A 13183-nucleotide genomic window follows, 5' to 3' on the forward strand; every position below is an offset into this window, starting at 1 on the left:
TATAGTTAAAAATCCTCCGAAATCGATGCGTTTCGGAGGATTTTTCGGTTTTCAGCTTGATCTGCAATCAACTCAATCCCAAGATTTTCCCTTCCTTATTGATTGTCATTCCTTCAGCTGCGGGAACGCTCGGTAAACCAGGCATTCTCATCATGTCGCCCAGAATCGGGATGATGAATCCTGCTCCAGCCGCAAATTCAAATTCACGCACGGTGATTTTGAAGTTTGAAGGCCGTCCGATTTTGGTTTCATCGTCGGTGAGGGATTTCGGAGTTTTCGCCATACAGATCGGAACTTTATCGAAGCCAAGGTCGTAAATGGTTTTTAGCTGGTTCTTCGCTTTCTGCGAAAATACCACGGTTTCCGCGCCGTACACTTCTTTTGCGATGGTCTCGATTTTATATTCTACAGAATCTTCAACTTTGTACAAAGGTTGGAAATCATTTCCGCAATTGGAAGCGCAATACACCACTTCTTCGGCAAGTTCGGTCATTCCAGCGCCGCCTTTGGTAAATTCCTCTGCAAGGATTGCTTTCACGCCCATTTTTTCACATTCTTCCTTAATGAAAGTAATTTCCTCATCCGAATCCGTCGCAAATCGGTTGATCGCGACAATCGGTTTCAAGCCGAATTTCATTCCGTTTTCGATATGCTTTTTCAGGTTTTCGATCCCGTTTTTCACAAATGGCAGATTCGGTGTTTCGTATTCGCCTTTTTTCGCGCCGCCGTGGTAACGGAGCGCACGAATCGTGGCAACGATTACATAAGCGTCGGGTTTCATCTTTCCGTAATGACACTTGATGTGCAAAAACTTTTCCGCCCCTAAATCAGCGCCGAAACCAGCTTCCGTCACCACGTAATCGGCGAGTGAAAGTCCGGTTTTGGTAGCGATAATCGTATTTGTTCCCTGTGCAATATTCGCAAAAGGTCCACCGTGAAGAATCGCAGGATTGCCTTCCAAACTTTGAACAAGATTAGGTTTAATGGCGTCTTTCAATAGAATTGCCATTGCATTTTCGGCTTTAAGGTCGCGTGCGAAAATCGGTTTCTTGTCAAAGGTGTAGCCCACGAAAATATTTCCCAGCCGGGTTTTCAAATCTTCGAAATCTTGACTCAGGCAAAGAATCGCCATCACTTCACTTGCAGGAGTAATATTGAAGCCCTCTTCACGGGTAATTCCGTTGTTGGAGCCGCCTAAACCCACAACAATTTGTCGAAGCGAGCGGTCGTTCATATCCATCACCCTTTTCCAGACGATGGTTCTAGGATCGATGTTGAGAGAATGTTTTCTGTTCTGCAAATTATTGTCAATCAGCGCCGAAAGGAGGTTGTTTGCTTTCTCGATCGCCGCAAAATCTCCCGTGAAGTGCAGGTTGATATCCACCATCGGGATTACCTGTGCGTAACCGCCACCTGCAGCACCGCCTTTCACACCGAAAACTGGACCAAGCGATGGTTCACGCAAAACCGCGATGGATTTCTTACCGATCTTGTTCAGTCCGTCGTTCAGTCCGACAGAAACTGTGGTTTTTCCTTCGCCGGCTGGAGTCGGGTTAATTGCGGTCACCAAAATCAGTTTGGCTTTTTTGATCTTTTCTTCGTCGATGTATTTTAAAGGGATTTTGGCTTTATATTTACCGTAATACTCCAGATCGTCGTTGTCGATCCCAATTTTTTCTGCAATATTTTTAATATGCTGAATGTTGGCGGATTCTGCAATTTCAAGGTCGGTCGGAAAACTCATATCGTAAAATTTTAATCACTCAAAAATAGTGAAACCAAACGCTTCGGGAAAACATTTTCGGGTGTGATTTGTCAGTTTGAGAAAAGTCAGTTTCTTTAAATATGGAAAAAGACAATCCGCGAAATCTGCGTCAGCTGCGAAAAAAAATTCAGTGTTATTAATAAAGATAGAACCACAATCTGCGAAATCTACGATGATCGGATAGTGCTTAAAACGAGCTTGTTACAAAGATTTTGTTTGGCTTTGTTAAACAAAGTGCCTTTGTTTGTCTTAAAATTATGAGGTCATTTATTTAGATATTTCTTTGCGGCCGTTGCGTGAAAAATATCTCGCAAAGCCAGACAAGGATTTACGAAATTTTAGGCTGCTTTTAAGCTAAACAAAGGCGGTAACGCTCATTTGAGATATACAAAGTCATAAACAAATAAGATGTTAATTCTCCTTAAAATGAATTTTCCCCAATTCCGATTCGCCCAAAAAATCCGTAAATTTGCAGATTCCCGAACTTTCGATAAAAAGAAGCAGGGAAACATTAAAAATGAAAGACAATAAAGAATATATCGAAGTTTACGGCGCCCGTGAACACAACCTTAAAAATATTTCGGTAAAGATCCCGCGAAACGAACTTGTAGTCATCACTGGACTTTCGGGAAGTGGGAAATCGTCCCTCGCTTTCGACACTATTTTCGCGGAAGGACAGCGAAGATATATCGAGACTTTTTCTGCCTACGCGCGACATTTTCTCGGCGGTTTGGAAAGACCCGATGTGGATAAAATCGACGGACTTTCGCCAGTAATAGCCATCGAGCAGAAAACGACCAACAAAAATCCACGTTCTACAGTTGGGACGGTGACTGAACTCTATGATTTTCTGCGTCTGCTTTTTGCGAGGGTTTCAGATGCATACTCGATGACTTCTGGCAAAAAGTTAGTGAGCTACACCGAAGAGCAAATCCTGGAAACCATTAAGGAAAATTTTAAGGGCGAAAAAGTGATGCTTCTTGCACCCGTTGTTCGTGCGAGGAAAGGACATTACCACGAACTCTTCGTACAAATGGCGAAGAAAGGTTACGGACAGGCGAGAATCGACGGCGAACTTTTGGACATTGAATATGACCTGAAACTCGACCGCTACAAAACCCACGACATCGATATCGTGATCGACCGATGGATTATCGGCGAAAATGCCACTGAAAACCGTATGGAAAAATCCCTGCGAACCGCGATGGAAATGGGAGAGGGAACCATCGGTCTGCAAAAATTGGGAGAGAATGAAGTCCATTATTTTTCTAAAAACTTGATGGACTCCGAAACCGGAGATTCACTCGCTTTACCCGAACCGAACACGTTTTCGTTTAATTCGCCGAAAGGAAGCTGCCCACACTGCAAAGGTTTGGGAACCATCAAGAAAGTGAATACCGATTATTTTGTGGAAAATCCTAAACTCTCTGTAAACCAGGGCGGTTTGTTGCCGCTTGAAGACATTAAATCCAACAAATGGATTTTGGGGCAGATTAAGAATATCCTCGAAGTTTTCGATCAGGATTTATCGACTCCGTTTAAAGATATTTCCAAAGAAGCGCTGGAATTGATCTATTTCGGGGCGCACAAAGAAGTTTCCAAAGAACTGAAACACGCGGGAATCACCAAAAAAATCAAGGTGAATTTCGACGGATTGGTTTCCATTATCGAAGAAATGATCGAGGACAAGGAAAGCTACGACGCGATTCTGCTCGAAAGACACTTTACCACCGAAGAAATTTGCCCCGAATGTAAAGGAACCCGACTTCAACCGTCAAGTTTGAGTTTTAAAATCGACGGGAAAAATATTGCGGAAATCAACTCATTGAGTTTGGCTGATTTTAAGGATTGGCTCAACGAAGTGGAAAATAAGTTCAGCGAGAAAAACAAAATCATTGCCCACGAAATTTTAAAGGAAATCAAGACTCGGCTGCAGTTTTTGCTCGATGTCGGACTGGATTATTTGAGCTTAAGCCGAAGTTCAAGAACACTTTCCGGCGGTGAATCGCAGCGGATCCGTTTGGCGACGCAGATCGGTTCACAGTTGGTGAATGTACTTTATATCCTCGACGAGCCTTCGATCGGACTTCACCAAAGAGATAACGAGCGGCTCATCAACTCCCTAAAAAATCTCCGCGACATTGGGAATTCCGTAATCGTTGTGGAACACGACAAAGACATGATCCTAGAAGCAGACGAGGTTTTGGATATTGGTCCGCGCGCAGGAAAGTTCGGTGGCGAAATTCTTTGGCAGGGAAATCCCAAAGATCTGCTCAAAGCCGATACCATCACCGCCGATTATATGACGGGAAAACGAAAGATCGTAATCCCAGAAAAAAGGAGGGAAGGAAACGGTAAATCGCTGGTTCTGAAAGGTGCGACAGGAAATAACCTGAAAAATGTGACGCTGGAAGTTCCGCTCGGGAAATTAGTCGTGGTAACAGGAATTTCGGGAAGCGGAAAATCTTCTTTAATTAACGGAACGTTGTACCCGATTCTGAACCGACATTTCTACCGAAGTGTGCAGGAACCGTTACCTTACAAAAGTTTCGAGGGAATCGAGAATATCGACAAAATTGTGGACGTGGATCAAACTCCGATCGGAAGGACTCCGCGCTCCAATCCTGCAACTTATACGGGAATGTTTACGGACATCAGAAACCTTTTCGCTGAACTTCCCGAATCGAAAATTCGCGGCTACAAAGCGGGACGGTTTTCGTTCAATGTAAAAGGTGGAAGATGCGAAACCTGTCAAGGAGGCGGTTTGAAGGTGATTGAAATGAATTTTCTTCCCGATGTTTACGTACATTGCGAAACGTGCAACGGAAAACGTTTCAACCGCGAAACTCTTGAAGTGCGCTACAAAGGAAAATCGATTTCCGATGTTTTGGAAATGACGATCGATGAGGCGGTGGATTTCTTTGCACCGATTCCGAAAATCTATAATAAGGTCAAGACTTTGCACGACGTCGGATTGGGCTACATCACGCTCGGTCAGCAATCTACAACTTTGAGTGGAGGAGAAGCGCAACGGATCAAACTCGCCACCGAACTTTCGAAAAGACAGACTGGAAATACGCTCTACATCCTGGATGAACCCACAACTGGACTCCATTTCGAGGATGTGAAAGTGCTGATGGAAGCAGTGAACAAGCTAGTTGATTTAGGCAATTCATTCATCATCATCGAGCATAATATGGATGTGATCAAATTGGCGGACCACATCATCGACATCGGTCCTGAAGGCGGGAAACACGGCGGGAAAATCATCGCTGAAGGAACTCCCGAAGAAATCGTGAAATCTAAAAAATCATTGACAGCGAAGTTTTTGAAAAGAGAGTTATAAAAGAAACAAGACAAAAGTAAAAAGACAAAAGTAAAAAGATAAAAGTAAAAGAAATCAGAAGGTAATTTTAATAATGAAAGCAGATTTCTACCTTTACTTTACATGTCTCTCAATTTCATACTACGCAAATCAGCGCTGAACCTGCATTACTTCAATAGCGACCGATTGGTATCACCCAATTTATTTCAAAAATTGTCACGTTTATCTACAACAACAATAATCGCTTTCCATTTTTCGTTGTTGATCATCCGTTCTGAAAATCACTCGGTTTTTATGAAAAAATAACCCGTTTCTTCGGTGATTTTGCTGTTATTTGTCATTTCTATTAAATATTTCATAAATTTTTATTTAAAATAAAATATTGATAATCAATCGTTTATTAATTATCTATTTCCAATGTTAACCCAATGTTAACAGAATGTAAACCAACTATTAATTATATTCTATACATTTGTCTCATAATTATTCAACTATTTATTAACCAATTAACTAATCAGAGAAATGAAAAAGATTATCTTTAGGATTGCAGCGGTTTTGATTTTGGTTTTTACAGTTTCTTTTTTTAATAACGTAAAAGCACAAAGCTCTAATACCATCGAAGAAATTAAACTTAACCCGAACGACGGTTTCGGGGAGTTACGCAAACTCGTCATCAACAATTTTGATTTTACCAACCCGAATTTTACGGAAGGAGTGGTGAATTCTGATGTGCAGTTCAGTATCGCCGAAAACGGAAAGATTACCAATGTTCACGCAAAAGGTGATTGCAAGTATGTTTCAGAGGAATTGGAAAATGTGTTGAGCCATCTGCTTTACAAAGTTGATACCAGCAAACTCAGCAAAAATATGATCGCATCCACTTACGTAATGCCTGTAAGTGTGCGAATAAACCGCTAATAAGAATTAGAAAACATAGAAAAACCGAACATTGCGTTCGGTTTTTTTTTGTTTATCCCTTCGCTAAAATTTATATCCGATACTGAAGTAGAAACGCCATAAATTGAGGAAGTCGTTTCTTGAAACGGAAAAATTGATGGGACCCGCCATCGAATTGTAGCCAAAATTAATCCCGTAACCGAAAACTTTCTGAGCGAAGTCATCGTCCTTAAAACTCGTCAGATTTGCCGAGATCTGCGAAAAGCTCATGGATGGAGTCACATAAAACTCGCCAAAAGGATTGTACTGTACAGCAAAACCCGCTTTGTAAAGGGAGTTTACGGGGAGCTCCTTTTGTCGGAAACCTTCAAATTCGGGATTCATCCCATCGTTGTTAAACTCGCTTCCTCCCACGTAAAATTTCTGATTGAGAAACAGAAACGGAATCTGACCTTCTTCAATTTTCGAACTGCTGAAATGTTGACCAACATATCCATTGGCTTTCAGCGTTATCTTTTTTGAGACCGGGAACGAGAAGTTTTCGTTAAGGTATAACCCAATCAGCGATTTTGGTGTGGTGTACATCGGGTTCTCGGGATTCAGGTAATCGTAAAGCATCGGCTGCAGATGAACCAAATCGTACAAATTGTAGTGGTCGCCGAAATAGCTTCTTGCGCCAATTTGCAGAAAGTTGCCGCTTTTTGAAAAATATCTCGTGTTTAAACTATTCTGAATAAATCGTAAGGAAACGGAGTAATTGCTGTGGCTGTACATTTTCTTGCTGTAGTTATCGAATGTGCTTTGTGAGATGTCGTTCAGCGAATTTTTCAAAAGTTCGGTGTTGTATTCGATTCCGGTTCCGATGGCGGAGTTGGTGCCGAGTTTATAGTTGATGCTGAAGCTGCCGCCAAAATTCTGGTATCGGTATTCCGAGAACAGTTTGCCCGAACCGTCGTTATCATTCAGTATCTTGAAGAAAATATCGTTGCTGTCCGCCGTGGTATATTTTGCATCGGCAGAAACCCACAAACGGTCTTTTCCGTCAACAAATTTCTGCATGTTGAGCCGTGCTTTAAACCGTTCTGAAACATCTACTGTCGCTACAAGCCGCGACTTCGACAGCAGTAAATTCCGGTATGTGTAATTCAGGATAATTCCAACAGACTGTTCGTTGTCGTAATGCAGCGCCATCTTGAACCTTCCCGAAGTTGATTTTTTCAGGAAAATATTCATAATCAGTCCGTTTTCAGTGTCGGTATAAGTGTAATACGCCTTGTCATAGAGCCGGGTTCCAAAGATTCGGTCAATGCTTTCGTTCACGGTTTTCGCATCGTAATAATTTCCTTCTTCAAGCTGTAATTGATTTTTCAAAGAATTGAGTTCCTTTTGCGAGGTGATCTCGGTTCCATCTTCATTAAAATATTTGAAAGCAACAGTCGGTTTCTTTATTTCCTGAACGCTGTCGTGGCTGAAACTGATTCCGAGTTGTCTTTGTTCTTCCGCTATTTTTACCAGTTCGGGAAGCATTTTCTTGGTTTCGTCCTCACCGATTTTAATGATTTTCTTAAACTTTTTGAAATCCTTCGTGGTAATGTCTTCAAGCGGTGCGACGAAATTTACCAACACATCGGTGTTTTTCTTTTGTACCTCGTAATCCTCCACCGAGCGGATTGCATGCGTTTGGTAGATCATTTTCAGCGGATTTTCGATTTCTTTTTTCGTGAAAAGTCGGAATCCAGTGTAACCGCCGATCACAACATCGGCTCCCATCTGTTTCACTTCCGCAACCGGAAAATTTCTGTCGAGACCGCCGTCAACCAACATTTTGCCGTCGATGAAAACTGGGGAGAAAGCTGCGGGAATCGCCAATGTAGAACGGATTGCAAGAGGAAGCGAACCTTTTTTCTGCATGATGAGCCCACCGTTAATAATGTCGGATGAAGTCATTTCAACCGAAATCGGCAACTTACTGAAATCATTGATGTGTTTCGCCGGAAAAGTAAGCGTATTCAGTACTTCTCCCATGTATTGACCTTCAATATAGGAGTTGGGAAGTGTCGGTTTTCTTTTTTCCACCGGAAACTCGATAATGTATTTGTCGAACTCGTCTTTTTCCTCGATGCTTACTTTGTTGTACGGGATTTTGTTGCTCAAAATCCGTTTCCAGTTCATGCCGTAAACGGTGGATTTCAATTCTTCGCCGGTATAACCCATCGCGTAGAGTCCGCCGAGAATTCCGCCCATACTGGTTCCTGTGATGTAGTCGATCTTAATTTGAAGGGAGTCAATCGCCTTCAGCAATCCAATGTGTGCGAAACCCTTTGCGCCGCCGCCGCTTAAGGCGAGTCCGTATTTTTTCCGGGGAGTTATTTGCAATGAGTCCTGCGCATTGACGGAGAGAGTCAGTGCAGCGAACAGTGCACAGAAGAGCAATTTTTTTGTCATGGTTAGTAATTTTCCGCTAAATTAGTTTTTTTATTTTTATCTTAATTCATGGTTCTGTAGATTATTGTTCACCATATAATTTTAAATTTGTGTAATGAATCCGTTTTTAGATGTTTCGCTCCGTTCGCTCGCCGTTTATATGTTTATGATATTGGGTTTGAGGATTTTTGGCAAGAACCAGCTTTCGCAGCTTAACGCGGGAGATGTAATCCTGCTGTTATTAATTTCCAACGCGGTGCAGAATGCGATGGTTGGTCAGGATACCTCTTTGCAGGGCGGTCTTATTGCGGCAACGGTTTTGTTTATTGCCAATTTTGGTTTGAAGAAACTGATGTTTAATAACCAGAAAATCAAACATCTGTGGAAGACGAGCCGGAAATTTTAATTAAAGATGGTGTCGCAGATTTTGAAAAATTGAAAAAGGCGGAAATCAGCGTCGACGAACTCCTGGAAACGGTGCGTGAACACGGTGTCGAATCGGTAGAACACGTAAAACTCACCGTTCTGGAAGTTGACGGTAACATCAGCGTAATTTCTACCGACCAAAATAACCAGACTAATTTTTCGCGCCATAAAAGGAAATTTCCAAGAAAAGCGCATAGGATTTAATGGAAACAGAGCGACTCACTTTGCGGGAATTTAAGAGTGAAGATGCAAAACATTTATTTGAAATAAATGAAGATTGGGAGTGCGTAAAATATACTGGAGATTCCGCTTTTAACAGTATCGAAGGCAACAAACCTGATCAATAATTATGATCATTATGAAAAATATGGTTTTGGAAGATGGTCTGTTCTACACAAAGAAACACAGGAATACTTGGGGTGGTGCGGCTTAAAATATGATGAAGCTTTAGACGAAGTTGATTTAGGATTCCGCTTTTATCAAAAGCACTGGAGAAAAGGATTTGCAACAGAAGCTGCTAAGAAATGTATTGAGATTGGTTTTGCACAATTGCGCTTGAAGAAAATTGTTGGTCGTGTAATGCCAGAGAATAGAGCTTCGATAAAGGTTTTAGAAAAGGTGGGAATGTCGTTTGTAGAAAGAAGAATCGTAAACGATCAAGAATGGTTTGTCTATGCCATTTCTTCCTAAACTGATAACTTTAAACTTTAAACTTCAAACCTCAAACTATTTTAATGAATTACGAAATCCGACAAATGCTGCCGACTGACGGCGAGAAAGTACTCGAAATTTTCCAGCAGGGAATCGATGGCGGAAACGCAACCTTTGACCAAAATGTTCCAACGTGGGAAGCGTGGGACAATAAGTTTTTCAAAATCTGCCGCTTCGTTCTGCAAGACGAAAATGAGCAGATTCTTGGTTGGGCAGCATTGCAACCTATCAGCAAAAGAGAATGTTATTCAGGTGTTGCCGAAGTGAGTATTTATATCGCCAACGAATTTCAGGGTAAAGGTTTTGGAAAAATGCTTTTGTGGAAACTGATTCTCGACAGTGAGGAACACGATTTCTGGACATTGCAGTCGGGAATTTTTCCTGAAAACGAAGCAAGCATCGCAGTTCATTCCAAGCTGGGATTCCGTATCGTGGGAACACGCGAGAAAATAGGGAAGATGAACGGAGTGTGGCGCGACATTATTTTAATGGAAAGAAGAAGCACTGTTGCGGGCATTGAATAACACTTTTCACCTCGGTTTTACTTACCGTTTTTAAGTTGGCATTAAGATTGAATCTATTATGTTAAATTTTTAAATTTAACTAAAATGAAATCTTTACTTAAAATAATGGCAGTTGCAGGTTTAGCTTTTACACTGGTTTCCTGTGCAGCGACAAATGATCCTTACGGAAATAACTATCCGACGAATTATCCAAACAACGGTCCGGTTTTTAGAGCACCCGACGGAACTGTTTACAGACAGGGCGACGTGTACCGCGACAGAAGTGGAAATGTGTACCAAAACGGTAGAGTAATCAGGACCGGTGATGTGTACGGACAACCTGGAATCTTAGGAAGAAACGGAAGCAACACCGTTTACTATCCGAACAATAACGCGAGAAATCTTCCTCCGGGACAAGCGAAAAAAATCTATGGCGGTAAAGCTACAGACTATGCACCAGGACAGGTGAAAAAACGAAACGGAAACTGGGAAAACGACAAAAAATGGAGAAAGGAAAATGATAAAAGATACAAAGCGTACCAGAAAAACAACAAGAAATACGACAAACGATACGAAAACCATCAAGGTGATCAGGATTAATAACAAAAGCGGGAAATTTTTCCCGCTTTGTTTTTTTGTTTCCATTAATGAAATAATGAAATCTGCCATTATTCCGTAAAAAAGAAAATCTGAATTTGCTCCCTTTAGGGAAGGGGTTAACAAATTCAGATTTTTGTCAATATTCGATAAAACGATTAATTTTTATCAATACTTCCCAAAACTTTCTGGGCAAAACCGTTGAGCGCGTCTCTCTCGCTCATTCCGTTTTTCACATTTTGGTGAACTTCGAGAGCGCCGCAAATATCCGTGATCATTTCACCAACCACATTTAGATCTTCTTCAGTTGTTCCGCGGAACTCAGAGAAAGATTCCAAAACTTCGAGTGCCTTTTCGAGATTCTCGGGAGTCTGGGTTTGGTAAAACTGTCTGATTATTGGGAGTTTCATTAATTCAATTCTTTAAAAAGGTTGATCAAAGCTTCCTGCTGGTTGGTCTGAACCTGGTTCACCAACTGTCCTTGCTTGAAGATTGCGAAAGTCGGCAGGTTGTCAACTTTTGCCAGCTTTCTGCTTTCAGGGAGCTTTTCCGCATCCACATAAAGGAATGGGATCGCTTCGTTTTCAGATGCCAGTTTCTTGAACTTTGGCTTCATAATCCTGCAGTTTCCGCACCATGATGCTCCATACTGAACCACCACTTTGTCGTTTTCTGCCACGATTTTCTGCAAATTATCTTCTGCTAATTCTGTGTACATTTTTCTAATTTAGAAATTAATCAATTTACCAATGTAACAATCAAATTTATTAAAGAGTAATCCTTAACCAAGTGATTGCTACGTTGTTAAATTGCTATATTGTTATATTAACCTTTGTGTGTCGCCAGATATTCTGCGGTAGAATTTCTGTCGGCCTTCATCGCGTCTTTTCCTTCTTCCCAGTTTGCAGGGCAAACTTCGCCGAATTTCTGTACGTGTGCGTAAGCGTCGATCAATCTTAAATACTCTTTCACGTTTCTACCAAGCGGCATATCGTTTACCGATTCGTGGAAGATTTTTCCGGTTTCGTCGATCAGGTAAGTCGCTCTGTAAGTTACGTTGGATCCTGTGAAGAATTCGTTTCCTTCTTCATCAAACTCGAACTCCTGATCTACAATTCCAAGAATGTTTGCCAATTGTCTGTGCGTATCTGCAAGGATTGGGTAAGTTACACCTTCAATTCCTCCGTTGTCTCTCGGTGTATTCAGCCAAGCAAAGTGTACTTCGTTGGTATCGCACGATGCGCCGATGATTTTAGTGTTTCTTTTATCAAATTCTGGTAATGCTTCCTGAAAAGCGTGAAGTTCGGTCGGACAAACGAAAGTAAAATCTTTCGGATACCAGAACAGAAGAACTTTTTGGTGGTTTTTTGTTGCTTCTTCGAAGATGTTGATTTTCAGATCATCACCCATTTCGCTCATTGCATCGATTGCAATGCTTGGGAATTTTTTTCCTACTAATGACATAATATTTTGTATTAAATTTTGACGGTGCAAAGATACGAAACAAACGTCGATTAAAAAACGCACGGTGATTTATATCATCTATTAGCGTTGATAAATTTTTTCAAATTGAAATTAAAATCTTAACTTCACCAAAAGAAAATGAGCTATGAAAAAAATATTGGTAATTCTTTTGGTCGCATTTGTCCTGATCCAGTTCTTCCAAATCGACAAAACCAATCCTGCACCGACGCCACAAATGGACTTCCTGAACATCAAAAAAACTCCGGAATCCACTGCGAATTTAATTAGAAACGGATGTTACGACTGCCACAGCAACGAGACGAAGTATCCATGGTACTCTAATGTTCAGCCGATCGCATGGTTCCTGAAAAACCATATTGATGAAGGAAGGCAAAAACTAAATTTCTCGACTTTCGCAACGTATGAACCAAAAAGACAGGCGCACAAATTAGATGAAGCCGTTGAAATGATCGAAAAAGGTGAAATGCCGATGCAGAGCTATATTCTGAATCATCCCGAAGCGAAGTTTACCGAAGCTCAGAAACAGGAACTGATCAAATATTTCAAATTCATCGCAAGTGATACGCGAATTCTGAATAACCTCCCTGCAGAAGGAGATAAAAACTAAATTTTCTTTAAAGTGGATTCCTCAAAATATTATGTTTTCTACGATGGCGATTGTGGGTTCTGCAACCACTGGGTAAAGTGGATCCTGAAAAACGATCGGAAAAACCAGTTTCTTTTTTCGCCACTGCAGTCCGAATTCGGGCAAGGTTTTCTGAAAGACAGAAATTTGTCCACCAAAGAATTGAACACGCTTTATCTTTGGAAACCCGGTTCTTTTTACCTCACCAAATCACAGGCGGTTTTTGCGGTCGGTCGAATCCTCGGCGGAATGAATGCCGTGTTCGGACACATGAATTTTTTCCCAAGAATGTTGACCGATTTCGTCTATGACAAAGTCGCTGAAAACCGAGACAGAATTCCTTCGCAGAAATGCTTGGTCCCGACGGAAGAAGAAAGGAAGAAATTTATCGAAAAATTATCTTAACCTCAACCTCTGGCTCAACA

At 41.3% G+C, this 13183-nt stretch carries 13 protein-coding genes and 1 pseudogene; 9 read left to right on the forward strand and 5 right to left on the reverse strand.

Features of this window, described 5'->3' with window-relative positions; all coding sequences use genetic code 11:
* Positions 1-67 precede the first annotated feature (67 nt).
* Positions 68-1744, reverse strand: a complete 1677-nt coding sequence (locus MTP09_RS03845) for a formate--tetrahydrofolate ligase (RefSeq protein ID WP_243550689.1) — start codon at positions 1742-1744, stop codon at positions 68-70.
* 538 nt (positions 1745-2282) lie between these two features.
* Here MTP09_RS03845 and uvrA point away from each other — a divergent pair.
* Together uvrA and MTP09_RS03855 are read left to right on the forward strand one after the other, a co-directional pair.
* Complete coding sequence (gene uvrA, locus MTP09_RS03850) at positions 2283-5111, forward strand: excinuclease ABC subunit UvrA (protein ID WP_243550690.1); 2829 nt, start codon at positions 2283-2285, stop codon at positions 5109-5111.
* A gap of 501 nt (positions 5112-5612) precedes the next feature.
* Entirely contained in the window at positions 5613-6008 is a 396-nt protein-coding gene (locus MTP09_RS03855; RefSeq protein WP_243550691.1) for a hypothetical protein, read from the forward strand.
* Positions 6009-6071: 63 nt separating this feature from the next.
* Here MTP09_RS03855 and MTP09_RS03860 read toward each other — a convergent pair whose 3' ends face one another.
* Positions 6072-8432, reverse strand: coding sequence for a patatin-like phospholipase family protein (locus MTP09_RS03860; protein WP_243550692.1), 2361 nt, complete (start codon positions 8430-8432; stop codon positions 6072-6074).
* A gap of 94 nt (positions 8433-8526) precedes the next feature.
* On the opposite strand from MTP09_RS03860, the pseudogene MTP09_RS14600 reads away from it, so the two are divergent.
* The 5 genes and pseudogenes from MTP09_RS14600 to MTP09_RS03885 all read left to right on the forward strand — a co-directional run bounded on the left by MTP09_RS14600 (position 8527) and on the right by MTP09_RS03885 (position 10651).
* A pseudogene (locus MTP09_RS14600) lies at positions 8527-9041 on the forward strand (DUF421 domain-containing protein).
* A complete protein-coding gene (locus MTP09_RS03870) occupies positions 9041-9184 on the forward strand; it encodes a GNAT family N-acetyltransferase (protein WP_243550693.1) in 144 nt (47 codons plus the stop codon). The pseudogene MTP09_RS14600 and the gene MTP09_RS03870 overlap by 1 nt, the downstream one beginning before the upstream one ends.
* Positions 9177-9527, forward strand: a complete 351-nt coding sequence (locus MTP09_RS03875) for a GNAT family N-acetyltransferase (RefSeq protein WP_243551586.1) — start codon at positions 9177-9179, stop codon at positions 9525-9527. Before MTP09_RS03870 ends, MTP09_RS03875 begins: the two co-directional genes overlap by 8 nt.
* Before the next feature lie 44 nt (positions 9528-9571).
* Entirely contained in the window at positions 9572-10072 is a 501-nt protein-coding gene (locus tag MTP09_RS03880; RefSeq protein WP_243550694.1) for a GNAT family N-acetyltransferase, read from the forward strand.
* An 84-nt stretch (positions 10073-10156) separates the two neighbouring features.
* Positions 10157-10651, forward strand: coding sequence for a hypothetical protein (locus MTP09_RS03885; protein WP_243550695.1), 495 nt, complete (start codon positions 10157-10159; stop codon positions 10649-10651).
* Positions 10652-10806: 155 nt separating this feature from the next.
* Here MTP09_RS03885 and MTP09_RS03890 read toward each other — a convergent pair whose 3' ends face one another.
* From MTP09_RS03890 to MTP09_RS03900, 3 genes are all read right to left on the reverse strand, one after another.
* On the reverse strand, positions 10807-11058 hold the full coding sequence (locus MTP09_RS03890) for a DUF6952 family protein (protein ID WP_243550696.1): 252 nt from the start codon (positions 11056-11058) through the stop codon (positions 10807-10809).
* The gene (locus tag MTP09_RS03895; RefSeq protein WP_243550697.1) at positions 11058-11366 is read right to left on the reverse strand and encodes a thioredoxin family protein; all 309 of its coding nucleotides are present in this window, start codon (positions 11364-11366) and stop codon (positions 11058-11060) included. Before MTP09_RS03895 ends, MTP09_RS03890 begins: the two co-directional genes overlap by 1 nt.
* Positions 11367-11473: 107 nt before the next feature.
* Positions 11474-12112 (reverse strand): peroxiredoxin, encoded by a 639-nt coding sequence (locus tag MTP09_RS03900; protein WP_243550698.1) that lies wholly within the window; start codon positions 12110-12112, stop codon positions 11474-11476.
* A gap of 145 nt (positions 12113-12257) precedes the next feature.
* Here MTP09_RS03900 and MTP09_RS03905 point away from each other — a divergent pair, with 145 nt between their 5' ends.
* Both MTP09_RS03905 and MTP09_RS03910 read left to right on the forward strand, forming a co-directional pair.
* Positions 12258-12740 (forward strand): heme-binding domain-containing protein, encoded by a 483-nt coding sequence (locus MTP09_RS03905; protein WP_243550699.1) that lies wholly within the window; start codon positions 12258-12260, stop codon positions 12738-12740.
* A 12-nt stretch (positions 12741-12752) separates the two neighbouring features.
* On the forward strand, positions 12753-13163 hold the full coding sequence (locus MTP09_RS03910; protein ID WP_243550700.1) for a thiol-disulfide oxidoreductase DCC family protein: 411 nt from the start codon (positions 12753-12755) through the stop codon (positions 13161-13163).
* Positions 13164-13183 lie beyond the last annotated feature (20 nt).

The sequence above is a fragment of the Chryseobacterium suipulveris genome, from assembly GCF_022811685.1.
In the GTDB taxonomy this organism is placed as follows: Bacteria; Bacteroidota; Bacteroidia; order Flavobacteriales; family Weeksellaceae; genus Kaistella; species Kaistella suipulveris.

Excerpts from the sequence above, each read along its gene's own strand:
- MTP09_RS03845 (WP_243550689.1), bottom strand. The coding sequence starts at position 1,744 with ATGAGTTTTCCGACCGACCTTGAAATTGCAGAATCCGCCAACATTCAG.
- uvrA (WP_243550690.1), top strand. The coding sequence starts at position 2,283 with ATGAAAGACAATAAAGAATATATCGAAGTTTACGGCGCCCGTGAACAC.
- MTP09_RS03855 (WP_243550691.1), top strand. The coding sequence starts at position 5,613 with ATGAAAAAGATTATCTTTAGGATTGCAGCGGTTTTGATTTTGGTTTTT.
- MTP09_RS03860 (WP_243550692.1), bottom strand. The coding sequence starts at position 8,432 with ATGACAAAAAAATTGCTCTTCTGTGCACTGTTCGCTGCACTGACTCTC.
- MTP09_RS03870 (WP_243550693.1), top strand. The coding sequence starts at position 9,041 with ATGGAAACAGAGCGACTCACTTTGCGGGAATTTAAGAGTGAAGATGCA.
- MTP09_RS03880 (WP_243550694.1), top strand. The coding sequence starts at position 9,572 with ATGAATTACGAAATCCGACAAATGCTGCCGACTGACGGCGAGAAAGTA.
- MTP09_RS03885 (WP_243550695.1), top strand. The coding sequence starts at position 10,157 with ATGAAATCTTTACTTAAAATAATGGCAGTTGCAGGTTTAGCTTTTACA.
- MTP09_RS03890 (WP_243550696.1), bottom strand. The coding sequence starts at position 11,058 with ATGAAACTCCCAATAATCAGACAGTTTTACCAAACCCAGACTCCCGAG.
- MTP09_RS03895 (WP_243550697.1), bottom strand. The coding sequence starts at position 11,366 with ATGTACACAGAATTAGCAGAAGATAATTTGCAGAAAATCGTGGCAGAA.
- MTP09_RS03900 (WP_243550698.1), bottom strand. The coding sequence starts at position 12,112 with ATGTCATTAGTAGGAAAAAAATTCCCAAGCATTGCAATCGATGCAATG.
- MTP09_RS03905 (WP_243550699.1), top strand. The coding sequence starts at position 12,258 with ATGAAAAAAATATTGGTAATTCTTTTGGTCGCATTTGTCCTGATCCAG.